The sequence below is a fragment of the Streptomyces sp. NPDC048349 genome (genome assembly GCF_040651925.1).
Taxonomy (GTDB): domain Bacteria; phylum Actinomycetota; class Actinomycetes; order Streptomycetales; family Streptomycetaceae; genus Streptomyces.
In genome coordinates this window covers 1-17,302 of record NZ_JBEZLA010000060.1, presented here as the reverse complement: position 1 = coordinate 17,302, position 17,302 = coordinate 1, and the positions used below count along the sequence as shown (strand labels likewise).

The 17,302-nt window shown below is 73.9% G+C and carries 16 protein-coding genes; 9 read left to right on the top strand and 7 right to left on the bottom strand.

Annotated features, from left to right (window positions below):
* Window positions 1-253: 253 nt before the first annotated feature.
* The 4 genes from AB0D44_RS27390 to AB0D44_RS27375 form a co-directional block, all read right to left on the bottom strand.
* The gene (locus tag AB0D44_RS27390) at window positions 254-1,333 is read right to left on the bottom strand and encodes a HAMP domain-containing sensor histidine kinase (protein ID WP_362595695.1); all 1,080 of its coding nucleotides are present in this window, start codon (window positions 1,331-1,333) and stop codon (window positions 254-256) included.
* Window positions 1,330-2,067 carry a response regulator transcription factor gene (locus AB0D44_RS27385; RefSeq protein ID WP_362595693.1) on the bottom strand — a complete coding sequence of 246 codons (738 nt, stop codon included), beginning with the start codon at window positions 2,065-2,067 and terminating at the stop codon, window positions 1,330-1,332. Before AB0D44_RS27385 ends, AB0D44_RS27390 begins: the two co-directional genes overlap by 4 nt.
* Before the next feature lie 97 nt (window positions 2,068-2,164).
* Window positions 2,165-2,341: a hypothetical protein gene (locus AB0D44_RS27380; protein WP_362595691.1), complete on the bottom strand. Its 177-nt coding sequence runs from the start codon at window positions 2,339-2,341 to the stop codon at window positions 2,165-2,167.
* Window positions 2,342-2,453: 112 nt separating this feature from the next.
* Window positions 2,454-3,014 carry a hypothetical protein gene (locus AB0D44_RS27375; RefSeq protein ID WP_362595690.1) on the bottom strand — a complete coding sequence of 187 codons (561 nt, stop codon included), beginning with the start codon at window positions 3,012-3,014 and terminating at the stop codon, window positions 2,454-2,456.
* Window positions 3,015-3,176: 162 nt separating this feature from the next.
* Here AB0D44_RS27375 and AB0D44_RS27370 point away from each other — a divergent pair, with 162 nt between their 5' ends.
* Window positions 3,177-4,463 carry a hypothetical protein gene (locus AB0D44_RS27370; RefSeq protein ID WP_362595688.1) on the top strand — a complete coding sequence of 429 codons (1,287 nt, stop codon included), beginning with the start codon at window positions 3,177-3,179 and terminating at the stop codon, window positions 4,461-4,463.
* Between the two features lie 43 nt (window positions 4,464-4,506).
* The gene (locus AB0D44_RS27365) at window positions 4,507-5,370 is read left to right on the top strand and encodes a sulfurtransferase (RefSeq protein WP_362595686.1); all 864 of its coding nucleotides are present in this window, start codon (window positions 4,507-4,509) and stop codon (window positions 5,368-5,370) included.
* Between the two features lie 66 nt (window positions 5,371-5,436).
* Here AB0D44_RS27365 and AB0D44_RS27360 read toward each other — a convergent pair whose 3' ends face one another.
* Entirely contained in the window at window positions 5,437-5,742 is a 306-nt protein-coding gene (locus AB0D44_RS27360) for a hypothetical protein (protein ID WP_362595684.1), read from the bottom strand.
* 224 nt (window positions 5,743-5,966) lie between these two features.
* On the opposite strand from AB0D44_RS27360, the gene lon reads away from it, so the two are divergent.
* Together lon and AB0D44_RS27350 are read left to right on the top strand one after the other, a co-directional pair.
* Window positions 5,967-8,375 carry an endopeptidase La gene (gene lon / locus AB0D44_RS27355; RefSeq protein ID WP_362595682.1) on the top strand — a complete coding sequence of 803 codons (2,409 nt, stop codon included), beginning with the start codon at window positions 5,967-5,969 and terminating at the stop codon, window positions 8,373-8,375.
* 105 nt (window positions 8,376-8,480) lie between these two features.
* Window positions 8,481-8,927 carry a MarR family transcriptional regulator gene (locus tag AB0D44_RS27350; protein ID WP_362595680.1) on the top strand — a complete coding sequence of 149 codons (447 nt, stop codon included), beginning with the start codon at window positions 8,481-8,483 and terminating at the stop codon, window positions 8,925-8,927.
* 17 nt (window positions 8,928-8,944) lie between these two features.
* Here the strand turns inward: AB0D44_RS27350 and AB0D44_RS27345 are convergent, their stop codons facing one another.
* Window positions 8,945-9,718, bottom strand: coding sequence for a hypothetical protein (locus AB0D44_RS27345; RefSeq protein ID WP_362595678.1), 774 nt, complete (start codon window positions 9,716-9,718; stop codon window positions 8,945-8,947).
* Between the two features lie 391 nt (window positions 9,719-10,109).
* Here AB0D44_RS27345 and AB0D44_RS27340 point away from each other — a divergent pair, with 391 nt between their 5' ends.
* From AB0D44_RS27340 to AB0D44_RS27320, 5 genes are read left to right on the top strand one after another with little or no spacing between them, the layout of a single operon-like run.
* Entirely contained in the window at window positions 10,110-13,058 is a 2,949-nt protein-coding gene (locus tag AB0D44_RS27340) for a nitrate- and nitrite sensing domain-containing protein (protein WP_362595676.1), read from the top strand.
* A complete protein-coding gene (locus AB0D44_RS27335) occupies window positions 13,055-13,531 on the top strand; it encodes a roadblock/LC7 domain-containing protein (RefSeq protein ID WP_362595674.1) in 477 nt (158 codons plus the stop codon). Before AB0D44_RS27340 ends, AB0D44_RS27335 begins: the two co-directional genes overlap by 4 nt.
* Entirely contained in the window at window positions 13,528-13,911 is a 384-nt protein-coding gene (locus AB0D44_RS27330) for a DUF742 domain-containing protein (protein ID WP_362595673.1), read from the top strand. Before AB0D44_RS27335 ends, AB0D44_RS27330 begins: the two co-directional genes overlap by 4 nt.
* Window positions 13,892-14,521, top strand: a complete 630-nt coding sequence (locus AB0D44_RS27325) for an ATP/GTP-binding protein (protein ID WP_362595671.1) — start codon at window positions 13,892-13,894, stop codon at window positions 14,519-14,521. Before AB0D44_RS27330 ends, AB0D44_RS27325 begins: the two co-directional genes overlap by 20 nt.
* A 12-nt stretch (window positions 14,522-14,533) precedes the next feature.
* A complete protein-coding gene (locus AB0D44_RS27320; protein WP_362595669.1) occupies window positions 14,534-15,802 on the top strand; it encodes a styrene monooxygenase/indole monooxygenase family protein in 1,269 nt (422 codons plus the stop codon).
* On the opposite strand, the gene AB0D44_RS27315 is transcribed toward AB0D44_RS27320, so the two are convergent.
* Window positions 15,745-16,848: a C40 family peptidase gene (locus AB0D44_RS27315; protein ID WP_362595667.1), complete on the bottom strand. Its 1,104-nt coding sequence runs from the start codon at window positions 16,846-16,848 to the stop codon at window positions 15,745-15,747. The two genes, AB0D44_RS27320 and AB0D44_RS27315, sit on opposite strands and share 58 nt — an antisense overlap.
* Window positions 16,849-17,302 lie beyond the last annotated feature (454 nt).

Here is a 17,302-nt window from a genome sequence, read left to right as displayed (position 1 = left end):
AACCGCCCTCTTCCGCTTCACAAGGTATGGACAGCGGGAATAAAGGCTACGCCTCCTCGGCCGCCAGATGCAGACCGGGCGGGACATCCGTCGCGCAGGTCACATCGAACGGCGGGTTTCGCTGCCTGGAATGGCGGGAAACAAGCGTGGTTCGGGTAGGGGGCAGCGTGGTTGCGGCCCCCTTGGCTTCGCACCCCTGACGGACCCCGGGTGCGTGTGGCCGAGATCATGTCCTTCCCACTCGAACCCTACGTCAACGCGGAGCCTGCGAGCTGCCCGGAAGCGTGACGAGGATGCGGCAGCCCCGTGACGATTCGGCCACGCCGATGTGCCCTCCGTGCAGCTCCACTGCCCAGCGGGCGATCGCCAGGCCCAGCCCGGTGCCCCCGTCGCCGGCGCGTGCGCTGCCGCGGTTGAACCGCTCGAAGACCCGGTGCCGCTCCGCCTCCGGGATGCCGGGGCCCTCGTCGCGCACCTCCAGCTCCAGCGCGCCCGGTGCGTCGCCGGCCCGGGCGTGGACCGTGACCCGGCCGTGCGGGGGGCTGTGCTTGACCGCGTTGTCGATCAGGTTCGCGACGACCTGGTGGAGCCGCTCGGCGTCCGCGTACGCCGTCAGCTCGGGCGGGAACACGTCCAGGTGCAGGTGGACGTCGTTGCGGGTGTGCCCGCCGGAACCGGAGAGCAGGCCCGGCCGGCCGGCGGCCGCCAGCCCCGACTCCTTGAGCACCCCCGACAGGTAGGGCCACACCTCGAAGCGGCGGGCCTTCAGCGGGACCACGCCGTTGTCCACCCGGGACAGGTCCAGCAGGGTCTCCACGAGGCGGCCGAGGCGCTCGGTCTGCTTGAGCATCGTGCGCATGGTCTCCGGATCGGCGGCCGAAACCCCGTCCACCACGTTCTCCAGGACCGCCCGCAGCGCGGAGATCGGCGTGCGCAGCTCGTGCGAGACGTTGGCGACGAGCTCCTTGCGGTGCCGGTCCACCGCCTCCAGGTCGTCCGCCATCACGTTGATCGTCGAGGCCAGGTCCCCCAGCTCGTCGCGGCGCCCCGCCCCCCGCACCCGGCGCGTGTAGTCGCCCTGGGATATCGCCCGGGCCACCCGCGTCATGTCGTCCAGCGGTGCCGTCAGGCTGTGCGCCACGAACTGGGTGATCAGCATCGAGGCGATCACCGAGAAGACCGTGATGAACCGCAGCTCGGTGTCCGTGCGCAGGGCCACCAGCAGCAGGCCGGTCGTGATGAAGACCGAGACCACCACAAGGGTGCCCAGCTTGGTCTTGATCGAGAACGGCGAGAAGGGCCGCAGCCCCGGGCCGGGGTGCCGGCCGCTCATGCCTGCGCCGGAGTCTCCAGGGCGTACCCGACGCCGTGGACCGTACGGATCCGCTCCGCGCCGATCTTGCGCCGCAGGGCCTTGATGTGGCTGTCGACCGTACGGGTCCCGGACGCGTCGGCCCAGTCCCACACCTCGGCCAGCAGCTGCTCCCGGGAGAGCACCGCCCGCGGGGTCCCGGCCAGGCACACCAGCAGGTCGAACTCGGTCGGCGTCAGGTGCACGTCCTCCGTCTGCACGCGGACCCGGCGCTGCGCGTGGTCGATCTCCAGGTCGCCCAGGCGCAGGGTGGCCCCGCGCGGTGCGTGCGCGGCCAGTGTGGCCCGTTCCACACGCCGCAGCAGTACGTGGACCCGTGCGGCCAGCTCGCGGATGGAGAACGGCTTCGTCATGTAGTCGTCCGCGCCGACGCCGAGGCCGACCAGCAGGTCCGTCTCGTCGTCGCGGGCGGTGAGCATCAGGACCGGGACCGGCCGCTGGGCCTGGACCCGGCGGCAGACCTCGAGTCCGTCGAAGCCCGGCAGCATCACGTCCAGGACCAGCAGCTCGGGCAGCCAGCTCTCGGCGGCGGCGACGGCGGCCGGCCCGTCCGCGGCCGTCTGCACCTGGAATCCCTCGGCCCGCAGCCGGGCCGCGATGGCCTCGGCGATGGTCTGGTCGTCCTCGACGACGAGTACGCGCCGCTGTGCGCCGGGGGTCGCCGAGGCGCCGTTGTGGGTGTGCGTCTGTTCCATGTCCCGGTCCGCCCCTGAAGATCTGCGTGGTGGGGTGCAGCGTAGAGGAGGCACCGGCCTGCGGCTATGCGGGGTTCGGACAGGGCATTTGTGCTGATCATCCGGGTTGGAGGCAGGATGTACCGGCCTCCAGGGACAGTCCGTGGCCCTGGGCGAACACCGGGTCCGCGGTGTCGTCCGGGACGTCCGCGCGGGAGGTCTCGACGGCCTGCATCGACCGCGGGAGCTCGAAGGGATCGACGTTCCGGTCGACGGTCCGGTCGACGTTCCGCACGTACGGCCGGGGCCGGGGGCGCCGGCTCCGGCTGCGTCCCCGGCTTCGCGGAGAGCGGAATAATCTGCTCCGGATTTATCGGTACGAACGGGTTCGCCGGGGCCGCCGCTCCCTAGCCCGCCGTGAACGGCGGCAGCGCGTCCAGCACCTTCCGCAGGGCCGGGATCAGGGCCTCCTGCTCCGCCGCCACCTCGAAGCCGCCGTGCACGAACGCGTAGGTGAACCCGTCGTAGACCGTCGTGTCGCCCGTCGCGATCCTCGGCAGCCGCGCGAAGTCCGCCTCCCGCAGGGCGCTGCGCAAGGCGGCGAGCGCCGCTTGCGACAGCTTTCCGGTGCCCTCCGGCTCGGCCTTGCGGCCCAGTCGGGTCCACGAGCCGTCGCCCTTGACGATGAGGGTGTGGACCTGGCCGGCGTAGCCGCCGCTGCGGCTGACCTGGACCAGGGTCTCGGTCGCGGCCGGGGACTCGGCGGGGGCCGGAGCCGCCGTCGTCGGAGCGGGCGCGGCCGTGGCGGCGGGGGCCGTCGTGGCGGGCGTGGCCGCCGGGGTGCGTGTGCCGGTCGCCGGCGGCCGGCCGTCGTCGCCACCGGAACCGGAGGGCCCGCATCCGCTCAGGACCGTGCCCAGCACCGCCGCCGTCACCGCCGTCACCGCCACCGCCCGGAACGCTCGCACACCCACCTCCGCAGGTACTCCGCCCGAACCCCGAGTATGGAGTCCCCGCACCCGTAACGACAGCACCCGGAGGCAGCCATCCGCCGCACCGCCCCCTGGCTCGTCCTCCCGCCGCTGCTCGCCGCCCTCCTCGGCCTGTGGGGTCTGGAGCGCGGCGGCAGCATGTGGCGCGACGAATCCGTCACCTGGCAGGTGGCCCACCGGCCGCTCGGCGCCCTGGGGGAGCTGCTCGGCCAGGTGGACGCCGTGCACGGCCTGTACTACCTGCTCATGCACGGGGTGTTCCTGGTCTGGGACGGCGGCCTGTGGGCCCTGCGGCTGCCCTCCGTCGCCGCCACCGCCCTCGCGGCCGCCGGGGTGGCCGCGATCGGGCACCGGCTCGCGGGGGACCGCGGGCGCGGGGCGGACCGGGCCGCACTGTTCTGCGGCCTCGCGTACGCCGTGCTCCCGCCCGTGCAGACCTACGCCCAGGAAGGCCGCTCGTACGCCCTCGTCGCCGCGGCGGTGGTGTGGGCGACGTACCTGATGCTCCGCGAGCGGTGGACGGCGTACGCGGTGGTGCTGCTGCTCGGCTGCTGGCTGCACGAGTTCGCGGTCCTGGCCCTGCTCGCGCACGCCGTCACCGCCTGGCGCTCGCGCGGCTGGCGTCTGGCCGCCGGCGCCGTCGTGGCCCTGCTGCTGCCCCTCGCCCTGGTCAGCGCCCGGCAGGCGGAACAGCAGCTCGGCTGGCTCGGGCGGCCCTCCTGGCAGGACTGGGCGGCGTACGGGGTGCTCGCGGGCGCCGTACTGCTCCTCGCGCGCGGCGCCCGGTCGCGCGACCTCGTCCGCGTGGCCGTGCCCCTCGCGCTGCTGCCGCCCGGGCTGCTGATGACGCTCTCGCTGGTCCACCCCTGGTACGTCGACCGGTACGTGCTCTACGCGCTGGCCGGGCTCGCCCTGCTGGCCGGGGTCCGGCTGGCCGCGGCGCGCGGATCGTGGCCGTGGCCGTGGCTGCTGGTCGCGGCTCTGCTCGTGCCCTTCGGCTGCTGGTCGGTGTGGCTGCGCACGCCGGAGAGCCGCAAGGACGACGTGCTGGCGGTGGCGGCCGCGGTCCGCGAGCGGGCCCGGCCGGGGGACGCGGTGCTCTTCCTGCCGTCGCGGCGGCGCGAGTGGCTGCTGTCCTCGCCGGATGTCTACGGCGGACTGCGCGACGTGGCCCTGGCCCGCTCCCCGCAGGACTCCCACAGCCTCCAGGGCACCGAACTGCCGTCGCAGCAGATCCGCGAGGCCCTCATCGCGTCCCCCCGGGTCATCGCGCTGCTGGACCCGGCCGGGCAGCCCCTGGACCCGTACCCGCGCGAGGCGGTGAAGCGGCAGACGCTGGCGGCCTGGTTCGACCTCTGCTCGGTCACCGGGGTGCGGGGCGCCCGCGTCGCGCTCTACGCACGCCCGGGCGGCTGCCCGGCCTGAGGCGTGCGGCAGGATGTTGCCCCACCCCTCGAGGAGCAGCCGTATGACCCCCAACTCCCTTGAGCCGTCGGGGCCGCTGGTCGGAGCAGACTGGCTGGCCGACCGGCTCGCCGCGCCCGGACTGGTCGTCTTCGACGCCTCCGTCGGCGCCCACCGCGGGGCCGGCCGGCGGATCCCCGGCGCCCGCCCCTTCGACCTCGACGGGCACCTGTCCGACCACGAGGCCCCGGCCCCGCACACCATGCCGGCGCCCGCACGGTTCGCCGAGGCGCTGCGGGACCTCGGCCTCCACGACACCGACACCGTGGTCGTGTACGACGGCGCCGGCATCTACTCCAGCGCCCGCGCCTGGTGGATGCTGCGGGCCATGGGCTTCGACCGGGTCGCCGTCCTCGACGGGGGACTGCCCGCCTGGACCGCCGCCGGCCTGCCCGTGGAGAACGCCCGCCCCGCCTACGACGGCCCGCGCGGCTCCTTCACCCCCCGCCCGCGCCCGGGCCTGCTGGTCGACGCCGCGGCCGTCACCGGGGCCCTGGCCGACCCCGCCGCCGCCGTCCTCGACGCCCGCACCCGCGAGCGCTTCGCCGGCACCGCTCCGGAACCCCGCGCGGGCCTGCGCGGCGGCCACATGCCGGGCGCGCTCAACCTGCCCTTCGGGGACCTGCAGCGCGACGGCGGCCTGATGCGCCCCGCCGGGGAACTCCGGGAGGCCTTCGCGGCGCTGGCGGGCGAGCGGGAGCGGCTCTACTTCAGCTGCGGCTCGGGCGTCACCGCATGCGTCCTCGCCCTGGGCGCCGACCTCGCCGGCTACCGGCGGCTGGCCGTGTACGACGGCTCCTGGAGCGAGTGGGGCCTGCCGTCCGCCGAGCGTCCGGTGGCCACGGGCCCGGCCACGGGCAAGGGGTGACGTCCGCAACTGAGCATCTCTGCGCAGAACTGCGGAGTTGCGGACCCGGCCGGTCGACGGCATGCGTCAGGCGCCGCCGCCGCTGATGCCCGGGGCGACGAAGCGCCGGTGCAGAGGGAAGAACTGCGGCTCGGGGTCGCTCTCCACGCCCAGTTCGCCCTTGACCACGGGGGCGATCCGGGCGGCGATGAACCGGTTGAAGTGGTCCTCGGACTCCCAGACGTCGAGCACGTTGAGACCGCCCGAGACGAACCACGCGGCGTGCAGCAGGCACCCGTCCGGCGCGTCCTCCTCCCAGCGCACCCTCTCGCGCACCGTGTCGTAGAGGTCGGGCGTGATCTCGGGCCAGGAAAAGGTCATCACGACAGCCATGGGGCTTCCTCTCGACCGCGGGGACGCGCCGCGGGCGGGTGGCGCGCGGCCTCGCAGCGACGCTAAGCGGCGGTCCTGCCCCGTGCACTCCAGGGCGTCCATCCGTGCTGGGGGACCGACCGCGCTTTCCTCCGTTCGCCCCAGGCGAACGGAGGTTGGGGAACATTGGGCGGCGCAGATGCATTGAGTCGGCATAGCTCAACTTCACTGCCGGAGGGTTGATCATGGCTTCGACGTCCGTAACGCTCACTCTGCCCGTGCTGCCGCTCGACGACGAGGTCGTGCTGCCCGGCATGGTCGTTCCGCTGGACCTGTCCGACGCCGAGGTGCGCGGGGCCGTCGAGGCGGCCCAGGCGGCGGCGGGCAGCGGGAAGCCCCGGGTGCTGCTCGTGCCGCGGGTCGACGGGAAGTACGCCGGGACCGGGGTGCTCGGGACGGTCGAGCAGGTGGGCCGGCTCTCCGACGGCGACCCCGGCGCGCTCATCCGCGGCCGCGGGCGCATCCGCATCGGCGCCGGGACCACCGGCCCCGGCGCCGCGCTCTGGGTCGAGGGCGAGACCGTGGACGAGCACGTGCCCGACCCGCTGCCGGGTGCGGTCACCGAGCTCGTCAAGGAGTACAAGGCGCTGGCCACCAGCTGGCTCAAGAAGCGCGGGGCCTGGCAGGTCGTCGACCGGGTCCAGCAGATCGAAGGGGTCTCGGCCCTCGCCGACAACTCCGGATATTCGCCGTTCCTGACGGTCGGACAGAAGGTCGAACTGCTCGAGACCGCCGACCCGGTCGCCCGCCTCAGGCTGGCCGTCAAGGCGCTCAGCGACCACCTCGCCGAACAGGACGTCGCCGAGTCCATCGCCAAGGACGTGCAGGACGGCGTCGAGAAGCAGCAGCGCGAGTTCCTGCTGCGCCGCCAGCTCGAGGCCGTCCGCAAGGAACTGCGCGAGCTGGGCGGGGAGAAGGACGGCGAAGAGTCCGACGACTACCGCAGCCGCGTCGAGGCCGCCGACCTCCCCGAGAAGGTCCGCGAGGCCGCCCTCAAGGAGGTCGACAAGCTGGAGCGGGCCAGCGACCAGAGCCCCGAGGGCTCCTGGATCCGCACCTGGCTGGACACCGTCCTCGAACTGCCCTGGAACGAGCGGACCGAGGACCGTTACGACATCCGGGGCGCCCGGGCCGTCCTCGACGCCGAGCACGCCGGGCTCGGCGACGTCAAGGACCGCATCACCGAGTACCTCGCCGTCAGGAAGCGCCGCACCGAGCGCGGCCTGGGCGTCATCGGCGGCCGCCGGGGCGGGGCCGTGCTGGCGCTCGTCGGACCGCCCGGCGTCGGCAAGACCTCGCTCGGCGAGTCCGTGGCCCACGCCATGGGCCGCAAGTTCGTCCGGGTCGCGCTCGGCGGCGTGCGCGACGAGGCCGAGGTACGAGGGCACCGCCGGACCTACGTCGGCGCCCTGCCGGGCCGGATCGTACGGGCCATCAAGGAGGCCGGGTCCATGAACCCGGTCGTGCTCCTCGACGAGATCGACAAGGTGGGCTCCGACTTCCGCGGCGACCCGGCGGCCGCGCTGCTGGAGGTCCTGGACCCGGCGCAGAACCACACCTTCCGGGACCACTACCTCGAGGTGGAGCTCGATCTCAGCGACGTGGTGTTCCTGGCGACGGCCAACGTCCTGGAAGCCATCCCGGAGGCGCTCGCCGACCGCATGGAGCTCGTCCGGCTCGACGGGTACACCGAGGACGAGAAGGTCGTCATCGCCCGCGACCACCTGCTGCCGCGTCAGCTGGAGCGGGCCGGCCTGGGCGCCGACGAGGTGGTCCTGCAGGAGGAGGCGCTGCGCAAGCTCGCCGGCGAGTACACCCGCGAGGCGGGCGTGCGCACCCTGGAGCGGTCCCTCGCGCGGCTGCTGCGCAAGGTGGCCTCGCAGCACGAGCTGGGCGAGCGGGAACTGCCCTTCACCATCGGCGCCGGCGACCTGCGCGCGCTGATCGGCCGGCCCCACCACGTCCCGGAGTCCGCCCAGGACCCGGCGGAGCGGCGCACCGCCGTCCCCGGTGTGGCCACCGGCCTGGCGGTGACCGGCGCGGGCGGCGACGTCCTCTTCGTGGAGGCCTCGCTGGCCGATCCGGAGACGGGCGCGGCCGGCCTGACCCTCACCGGCCAGCTCGGCGACGTCATGAAGGAGTCGGCGCAGATCGCCCTCAGCTTCCTGCGCTCGCACGGCGCCGAACTGGAGCTCCCCGTCGCCGACCTGAAGGACCGGGGCGTGCACATCCACTTCCCGGCCGGTGCGGTGCCCAAGGACGGCCCCAGCGCGGGCATCACCATGACGACGGCCCTCGCCTCGCTGCTCTCCGGGCGACAGGTGCGCACCGACGTGGCCATGACCGGCGAGGTCTCCTTGACCGGGCGCGTCCTGCCGATCGGCGGGGTCAAGCAGAAGCTGCTCGCCGCGCACCGGGCGGGCCTGACCACCGTCATCATCCCCAAGCGCAACGAGGCCGACCTGGACGACGTCCCGGCGGAGGTGCTCGAGGGGCTGGAGGTGCACCCGGTGACGGACGTGCGCCAGGTGCTGGACCTGGCCCTGTCGCGGGCGCAGGCCCCGGAGGAGCTGGCGGTCACCGCCGCCGCCTGACGGGCGGACCTGCGACGGCCCGGGACCCCGCAGCGGCGGGGCCCCGGGCCGCGGCCGCGCCCGCTGCGAAATACTGGCGGCTCATCCACCACCGAAGGAGCCGGCGTGTACGGGAGCGAAGACCAGGAGTTCCTTGCCCTGGAGCGGGAGCTGTCCGTCTTCCTCCGGCGTGCCCGCGCCTCCTCCGGCGAGATGGCGCGCGCCCTCCACCCCGAACTGGAACCCGCCGCCTACGGGCTCCTCGTCCGCCTGGAGGCGGCCGGCCGGCAGCGGGCCACCGAGCTCGCCGCGTACTTCGGCGTCGGCAAGGCCACCATGAGCCGCCAGCTGCGGGCCCTGGAGGTGCTCGGCCTGATCGCCCGGGAGCCGGACCCCGCCGACGGCCGGGCCTTCCTGGTCGGCCTCACCGAGGAGGGCCGCGAGCGGTTCCTGCGCGTGCGCGACGCCCGGCGCGAGCAGTACATGCGCAAACTCGCCGACTGGGACCGCGGCGAGGTGGCGGAACTGGCCAGGCTGCTCAACCAGCTGAACGCGGGCGAGGACGCCCCCTAGGCGGGGGGCGCCGTGTCCTACAGCTCCGCGTAGACCGCCGAGGCGTCGTCGTGCCGCTTGTACCGGGCCGGCGGGCGCGCCGGGTCGGACTCGAGCGCGCGGACCCGGCCGATCAGCCCCTCCGCGCCCTCCTTCCGCAGGACCGCCAGGCACTCGGACCAGTCGCCCTCCCCGAACGTGTCCGTCCACCGGCTCGCCCCGTCCGTGAGCGCGGCCACCGCCCGGACCCGGTCGCGCGGGGTGCGCCCCGTCACCGCCCGGACCGCCACCGCGGGATCCGCGGCCGCCGTGAAGAAGCCGCCCTCCGCGTTGCGCAGGCGGTCCGTCGCCCCCACCGAGCGCAGCACCTCCCGGGGGACCCGGTCCAGCCGGTCGTCGAGCACCGCCGTCACCCCGCCGCCGGGCTCCTGGAGGAGCAGGACCGAGTCCGAGAGCACCAGGTGCTCCACGGACGCCTCGTCCCAGCGCACGACGACCACCGTCGCCTGCGGAGTGCGGACGTGAGAAAGGTCACAGGTGTCCCGGTGCGCGTCGGCCGTGGCGCGCACGGCCTCCGCCAGGATCCGGTCCAGCGGCATGTCCCGCCGCGATCCGGACAGTTCGGTCAATCGGCCGCCGAGCCGGGCCGCGAACCACGGCACGCCGTGCACGCAGCCGTCCTCGCCGCGCGGCGGGGTGACCCCGTCCAGAGCGACCAGTACGCCGCCGCCCGAAGCGGGGATCGCGGCCGACACCCAGTCCTCATTGGGGCGTTCCGGGCTGCCGGGGGCGGAGGCGAGGTCGATGCGCATGCGGGCATTGTGCCGGGCACGGGGTGCGGAGCGCGGGCAGGTCCGTACCAGAAGGGGGGGAGGGGCCGGAGCGGGCCCCCGCGCAGCGCGCCGCGGCCCCGGCGGCGGGGCACCCCGGAATGTGGGCGGGCATACTGCCAAAGCCCGCATCGATCTTTCAACCGCCTGTCCACGGACGCGCTCTGGCGCCGGATGTCCGAGTTGGTCGCCAACTCATCCGTGATGTTCACTCGTTCGAGTGGCCGGGTGGGCGATGTGCGGCTCTCTCCCCATCACACTGCAAAGGTCTGAGGCGGTACGAGGGGGGCGGAGGCGTTTACTTGTTGACCGGCCGTTACCTCGGCCACACGAGTAGACGAGCAAGAGCACACGTACAGGATTGCGAGCACCGGTGCAGAAGAAGCGGTCTCGGAAGAACGGCACCGCCACCGACGGCCCGGCCCCCGCAGGACGCCGCGTCCGCGTGCGCCGCAGGCTGGTCGTAGGCGTGGCCGTCGCCGGCCTCACCGTCCTCGCGGCCGGCGCCCCCGCGGTCGTCTCCGCCACGAGGGAACTGAACGACTCCCAGCGCCTGGTCACCCTCGCGGAGCAGACCCGGCAGACCCTCACCCTCGCCCACCTCCTGGGTGACGAACGCGACGCCGTGGTGGAGTACGCCGCCAAGGGCCGCCCCGGCACGGCCAAGGGGCCCGTCCAGGAACGCGCCGCCCGCACCGACCGGCAGCTCGCCGAGGTCCAGGCCGAAGCCGACGAGGCGACCGCCCGCACCCTCGCCCGCGTCCAGGCCGTCCGCACCGAAGCCGTCGACGGCAAGGGCAGCGCCCTCGCCGCCCACCAGGCCTACGCCGGGGTCCTCGCGGAACTGCTCGCCCCCGGCGACCGGCTCGCCGAACTGACCCCGCCGCGCGCCACGGCCGCCCTCGCCACCACCCGCCCGATGGCCCCGCTGGGCCAGGCCGTGGAACAGGCCTCGGCCACCCGCGGGCTGCTGCTCGCCGCGCTGGCCGTCCCCCGCGGCGAGCAGCTCCCGGGCGCGGCCGTGGTCGACGAACTCACCACCGCCGCCCAGCGCTCGCGGGTCCGGGAACAGGCCGCCCTGGACGACTTCGCGCGGGCCGCACGGCCCGACGTACGCCAGACCCTCGCCGCCACCGTCACCGGACCGGAGGTCAAGGCGGCCGACGACTACCTCAAGCGGCTCACCGACCGGCCCACGCTCACCGCCGCCGACCGCAAGACCGACGCCGCCGCCGTGGGCTCCGCGCTCACCGCCCGCATCGACCGCATGCGGTCCGTCGAATCCACCCTCGCCGGCCAGCGCGCCTCCGCGCTCGCCACCCTGCGCGACGACGACGTGACCCGACTGGAGACCGTGATCGCCCTGCTGGGCGTGCTGTTCCTGGTCACCGTGGGCGTTTCCACCGCCGTGGCCCGCTCGCTGACCCGGCCGCTGTCCGTGCTGCGCCGCGGCGCCGAGCGGCTGGCCACGCCGGAGGGCTCGGTGGAGCCGGTCCGCTTCACCGGCCGCAACGACGAGTTCGCCGAAGTGGTGCGCCACCTGAACGCGGTCCGCGACCAGACCGTCTCCCTGCACACCCGGATCGCCGGGCTCGACGCCGACCGGCGCCGGATCATCGGCCGCAACGAGGCACTGGCCTCCGGCCGCGAGGCGCTGGAAGAGGAACTGTCGACGCTGCGCGCCGGGCTGGAGGAGCACCGCCGCATCATGTCGACGACCTCCGTCTCGCTGTCGCTGCGGACCCTCGGCCTGGTGGAGCGCCAGCTCGCCGTCATCGAGGAGCTCGAGTCCAAGGAACAGGACCCGGACCGGCTCGCGACCCTGTTCAAGCTCGACCACCTGGCGACCGTGATGCGCCGCCACAACGAGAACCTGCTGGTCCTGGCCGGTCAGGAGCACGGCCACGGCCAGGGGCTGCCGGTGCCGCTGGTCGACGTCATGCGGGCCGCGGTGAGCGAGATCGAGCGCTACGAGCGCGTCGAGCTGGCCGCGCTGCCCTCGTACACCCAGGTCGCCGGACACGCGGCCGACGACATCTCGCACGTGCTCGCCGAGCTGCTGGAGAACGCGACGACGTTCTCCCCGCCGGACGCCAAGGTCAAGGTGTCCGGGTGGCTGCTGGACTCCGGCGACGTGGTGCTGTCCGTCGTCGACGAGGGCATCGGGGTCACCGAGGACCGCCTCGAAGCCCTTAACGCCCGGCTGTCCACGCCCGAGGCCTACGACGAGGAGCCCGAGGCCGAACACGGCCTGGGCCTCGGCCTGTACGTGGCCGGGCGCCTCGCCGCGCGGCACGGGGTCACCGCCGAGCTGCGCACCCCGCGGCACGGCGGCACCGAGGCGCTCGTGGTCGTCCCGGCCGCGCTGCTGCCCGCCACCCCGCCGGCCTCGCCGGTGCACACCCTGGCCGCGCCGGGAGCACCCGCGCTGCACCTGCCGGGCGTGATCGCGGAGGCCAACGAGAACACCCTGCCGAGCCGTGTGCGCGGGGCCGCGCAGAACGGGCCGGAGGTCGGGCCGGAGGTCGGGTCGGAGACCGGACTGGAGACTGGGCCGGAGATCCGGTCGGAGGTCGGGCCGGAGATCCGGTCGGAGGTCGGGCCGGAGGTCGGGTCGGAGGTCGGGTCGGTGGCCTTGGCGGCCGACGCTCCGTCGGAGACCGGGATGGAGACGGGCCGGGAACCGGACCCGGACCCGGCGGGGTCCGAGGCGCCGGCATCGGCCGAGGTTCCGGCATCGGCCGAGGCGCCGGCGTGGGCCGAGGTTCCTGCGCAGACGGCCCCGGCGACCGGTCCCGCGGAGGCTCCGGCGGCGGAGGTTCCGGGTGGGGCCGGTCCCGAGGAGCAGTTGCTCGCGCGGGTCGTCCCCGACGCGGAAGGGGCGGGCTTCGCGGTGGCGGACCCCGGGTCGGAGGTCCCGACCGGCGCGACCGCTGCCGCGCCCGGTGCCGACGTACGGGAAACCGGGCACGAGCCGGATCCGCACCGGCATGCCACCCCCGAGGACAACTGGCTGCCGCGCCAGGGCAGCCACCCCGCCGACCCGGCCGACGCCGGGGTCGGCGGGGTCGGCGCCGAGGCCGAGGCCGTCACCGACAAGGGCCTGCCGAAGCGGACGCCGCGGTCCGTGGCCGCCGGCCGCACGGAGGGCGCACCGCCCCAACCGCCGCGCAAGGTCGACGCCGACGAACTGCGGCGCCGGCTCGGCGGGTTCTACCAGGGCGCACAGGACGGGCGGCGCGTGGCCGCCGCCGAGCTCCAGCAGGACCAGCATCACGGGCAGACCGACCGGGGGGACACCGCACAGGAGGCACGCACATGACCGCGCCCAGTACGTACGGACTGAGCACCCAGGCCCGCAACCTGCAGTGGCTGCTGACCGACCTGGTCGAGGAGGTACCCGGCGTCAACTCCGTCGCCGTGGTCTCCTCGGACGGGCTGCTGCTCCTGTCCTCCGACCCGGGTGCGGAATCCTCCGGGGGACCCCGCACCAAGGGCCCGCGGGGCGCCTCCGCCGACCTGGCCACCATCGTCTCCGGCCTCGGCAGCCTCACCACCGGTGCGGCCGCCCTCATGGACGGCGGCACGGTCAAGCAGACCATGGTGGCGATGGAGCACGGCTCCGTCTTCGTCATGGCCATCAGCGACGGCTCCCTGCTGGGCGTGCACGCCGCGCCCGACTGCGACATGGGCGTCGTCGCCTACCACATGGCCCTGTTCGTCGGCCGCGCCGGCCACGTCCTGACCCCCGAAGTCCGCAGTGAGCTGCGCCAGTCGATGGAGAAAACCCCGTGAGGAGTCCGGCCTCCGACCGGCTGCCGATACGCGGCGCCGACCGCCGTCCCGCCCGCGTCCGCCCGTACTCGCTGACGGGCGGCAGGACCCGCTTCACGCAGGTCCTGCTGGTGGAGACCTTCGTCGCCGCCCTGGACGCCGGTCCCGTCAAGGCGCCCGACCGCATGCCCGAGATGCCCGCCATCGTCGAGGTCTGCCGCCGCATGCGCACGATCGCCGAGATCGCCGCGCTGCTGAAGCTGCCGCTCGGTGTGGTCCGCGTCCTCGTCAGCGACCTCGCCGACCAGGGAAGGATCCGCGTCTACGGCACGGGCCACGGCACCGGCCGCCCCGAACGCGCACTGCTCGAAAGGGTGCTCAGTGGTCTTCGCCGTCTCTGACCAGCCGGTGGTGCCGGCCGCGGACGACGAGCCCGTCCAGCCCTGGCAGTACGACCGCTCGCGCGCTCCCGTCGCCGTCAAGGTGCTGGTCGCGGGCGGCTTCGGCGTCGGCAAGACCACCTTCGTCTCGTCCGTCTCCGAGATCACGCCGCTGCGCACCGAAGCGGTCATGACCCAGGCCAGCGTCCCGACCGACGACCTGACCGGCACCCCGGACAAGAGCACCACCACCGTCGCGATGGACTTCGGCCGCGTCACCCTCGACGACGACCTGGTGCTGTACGTGTACGGGACCCCGGGCCAGGAGCGGTTCTGGTTCATGTGGGACGACCTGGTGCGCGGCGCCGTCGGCGGCATCGTCCTGGCCGACACGCGGCGGCTGCGCGACTGCTTCCCGGCCCTCGACTACTTCGAGAGCTGCGGGCTGCCGTACGCCGTCGCCGTCAACCACTTCGAGGGCTCGGAGTCCTATGAGCCGGAGGACGTGCGGGAAGCGCTGACCATCCCGCCGGACGTCCCCGTCGTGATCATGGACGCCCGCAGCCGCGTGACGGTCGTCGAGTCCCTGCTGGCCCTGGTCGGACACGCCCTGGACACCACTCCCGAATAGAGAACGTGACAGATGCGCAAGATACTTGTCGTAGGGGCCGGCCAGTCCGGTCTCCAGCTCGCCCTCGGACTCCAGTCGAAGGGGTACGAGGTCACCCTCATGTCCAACCGGACCGCGGACGAGATCCGCACCGGCCGGGTGATGTCGACGCAGTGCATGTTCGGCACCGCGCTCCAGCACGAACGTGATCTCCAGATCAACTTCTGGGAGCAGCAGGCCCCGAAGATCGAGGGTCTCGGGGTCTCGGTGGCGGCTCCCGACGGCAGCCGCCCCATCGACTGGCTCGGCCGGCTCAAGGGGTACGCACAGTCCGTTGACCAGCGCGTGAAGATGGCCGGCTGGCTCGACACCTTCGCGCAGCGCGGCGGGCAGCTGGTCATCCACGGGGCGTCGGTCGCGGACCTCGACTTCTTCTCCCGGACGTACGACCTGGTGCTGGTGGCCGCCGGCAAGGGCGAGCTGGTGTCCATGTTCGAGCGGGACGCGGCACGCTCCCCGTACGACGTCCCGCAGCGCGCTCTGGCCGTCTCGTACGTGCACGGGTTGGGCCCGCGCCCCGAGCACCCGGAGACGGAAGCGGTCCGCTGCAACCTGGTGCCGGGTGTCGGCGAGCTGTTCGTGATGCCGACCCTGACGACGTCCGGCCGCGCGGACATCCTGTTCTGGGAGGGCGTTCCGGGCGGGCCGCTGGACGTGTTCCAGGGCGTGAAGGAGCCGGGGGAGCACCTGGCGCTCACGCTGGAGCTGATGGAGAAGTTCACGCCGTGGGAGTACGCGCGTGCCACGAAGGTGGAGCTCACGGACGCCGGCGCGACCCTGGCGGGCCGGTACGCGCCGGTGGTCCGCAATCCGATCGGGCGGCTGCCGGGCGGCGGGCTCGTGCTGGGCGTCGCGGACGTGGTCGTCGCCAACGACCCGATCACCGGGCAGGGCTCGAACTCGGCCGCCAAGTGCGCGGCCTCGTACCTGTCGTCGATCCTGATGCACGGGGACAAGGCGTTCGACGAGGCGTGGATGAAGGCCACCTTCGACAAGTTCTGGTTCACCACGGGCAAGCCGGTGACCCAGTGGACGAACGCGATGCTGGGCGTCCCGCCGGAGCACGTACTGAACCTGATCGGGGCCGCCGGGCAGCTCCAGCCGGTGGCGGATCGATTCGCCAACGGCTTCGACCACCCGGCCGACTTCGACGCGTACTTCTACGACCCGGAGGACGCGGCGGATTACTTGGCGTCGGTGGCGGGTGCGGGAGAGGGCTCCGGGGGTTCTTCGGAGGAGTAGGCCGTGTCGTCTGTGGCGTCTGTGGCGTCTGTGGCGTCTGTGGCGTCTGTGTCGTCCGTGGCGTCCTCTTCCGCCGCTGTTGCGGGCAGTGGTGGAGGGGTGAACTCCGCGAGTGGGGAGCCGTCGGGGTCCGGGCGCACGGCGCCGAGGAGCGGGTTCGCGGCGATCGGCGAGACCTTGATCTTCGTGCCGGGGCGGGGTGCTTGGATCACCTTGCCCCCGCCCACGTACAGGCCCACGTGGGTGGCCTTCGGGAAGTAGACCACCAGGTCCCCGGGCCGCAGCTGGTCCAACGGCACCTTCGGGAGCGTCGCCCACTGCTCCTGGCTGGTCCGCGGGATGGCGCGGCCCGCGTGCGCCCAGGCCTGCGAGGTCAGTCCCGAGCAGTCGAAGGATCCCGGCCCCTCGGCGCCCCACACGTACGGCTTGCCGATCTGGGCCGCCGCGTACCTGAGGGCCGCCCCGCCGGCGGCCGTGGGCGTACCGGTGCGGGCGGGGAGCCGGCCGGAGTCCACCAGCTCGCGCTGCGCGCCGGCGGTGTTCGCGGCCTCGCGCGCGTCGAGCTGCGCGAGCTGCTCGGGGGTCAGGGCGGCGAGCAGGCGCTCGACCTCCTTGAGTTGCGTCGCGACCTCGGCCTTCTGCTGCTTCTGGCGCGCGGCCAGGGTCTGCTGGGAGTCCAGGGCCCGGCGGGCCCGGGTGGCGAGGGCGCCGGCCTCCCGCTCGCCTCGGGTGAGCCGGTGGAGTACGGCGGCCTGCCGGGCGCCCTCGCGGGCGGCGAGGCGGCGCTGGTCGAGGGCGGCCTGGGGGTTGCCGGCGAGCAGCATGCGGGCGTACGGGGAGATGCCGCGGGCGCCCTGGTACTGCTCGCGGGCCAACCGCCCGAGGAGCGCCTTCTCGGTGCTCAGGGCGGTACGGGCCCTGCCGAGCTCGGCGGTGAGCCGCCGCTCTTCGTCCTGGTGGGTCTTGAGGGCGACTTCGGTGGCGTTGAAGGCTTCGGTGGCCTCTTCGGCCTTCTGGTACAGCGCTTGCAGCCGGGTGAGCAGCACCCCGACGGACTGGCCGGATGCGGGGGGTGTTTGGGTTGTGGTGGTTGTGGTGGTTGTGCTCGACGTGCCGGTTGTGGTGGTTGTGCCGGTTGTGCTCGACGTGCTGGTTGTGCCGGTCGTGCGCGACGTGCTGGGCGGGCCGGGCGCCGCGGGTGGACCGGGCTCGGCGTCGGCTACGGGGAGTGGGCCGGTGGTGACGAGCACCGCGGCGATGCAGACGGCACGAAGCAGCCGTGGGGACAATGGGATCACCTCCGAGGCGCCCGATGCTGCCATGCGCGGTATGACAAATCCCCCAATGGGGACGGCGGGCCGGGGAGGGGTCACCCGGTTGGGGGGCTCGGGGGTGGGCCGTCTCACTGGGCGGGGGCTTCGGGGGGCCTGCGCCCCTGGGGCCTGATCAGGGAGGGTTTGGGGGTTTCCCGCCAGTCCCACTGTCCTTCCGGGTCGGGCC

Coding starts and splice junctions, on each gene's coding strand:
- AB0D44_RS27390 (WP_362595695.1), bottom strand. CDS start 1,333: ATGAGCGGCCGGCACCCCGGCCCGGGGCTGCGGCCCTTCTCGCCGTTC.
- AB0D44_RS27385 (WP_362595693.1), bottom strand. CDS start 2,067: ATGGAACAGACGCACACCCACAACGGCGCCTCGGCGACCCCCGGCGCA.
- AB0D44_RS27370 (WP_362595688.1), top strand. CDS start 3,177: ATGTGGCGCGACGAATCCGTCACCTGGCAGGTGGCCCACCGGCCGCTC.
- AB0D44_RS27365 (WP_362595686.1), top strand. CDS start 4,507: ATGACCCCCAACTCCCTTGAGCCGTCGGGGCCGCTGGTCGGAGCAGAC.
- AB0D44_RS27360 (WP_362595684.1), bottom strand. CDS start 5,742: ATGGCTGTCGTGATGACCTTTTCCTGGCCCGAGATCACGCCCGACCTC.
- lon (WP_362595682.1), top strand. CDS start 5,967: ATGGCTTCGACGTCCGTAACGCTCACTCTGCCCGTGCTGCCGCTCGAC.
- AB0D44_RS27345 (WP_362595678.1), bottom strand. CDS start 9,718: ATGCGCATCGACCTCGCCTCCGCCCCCGGCAGCCCGGAACGCCCCAAT.
- AB0D44_RS27335 (WP_362595674.1), top strand. CDS start 13,055: ATGACCGCGCCCAGTACGTACGGACTGAGCACCCAGGCCCGCAACCTG.
- AB0D44_RS27320 (WP_362595669.1), top strand. CDS start 14,534: ATGCGCAAGATACTTGTCGTAGGGGCCGGCCAGTCCGGTCTCCAGCTC.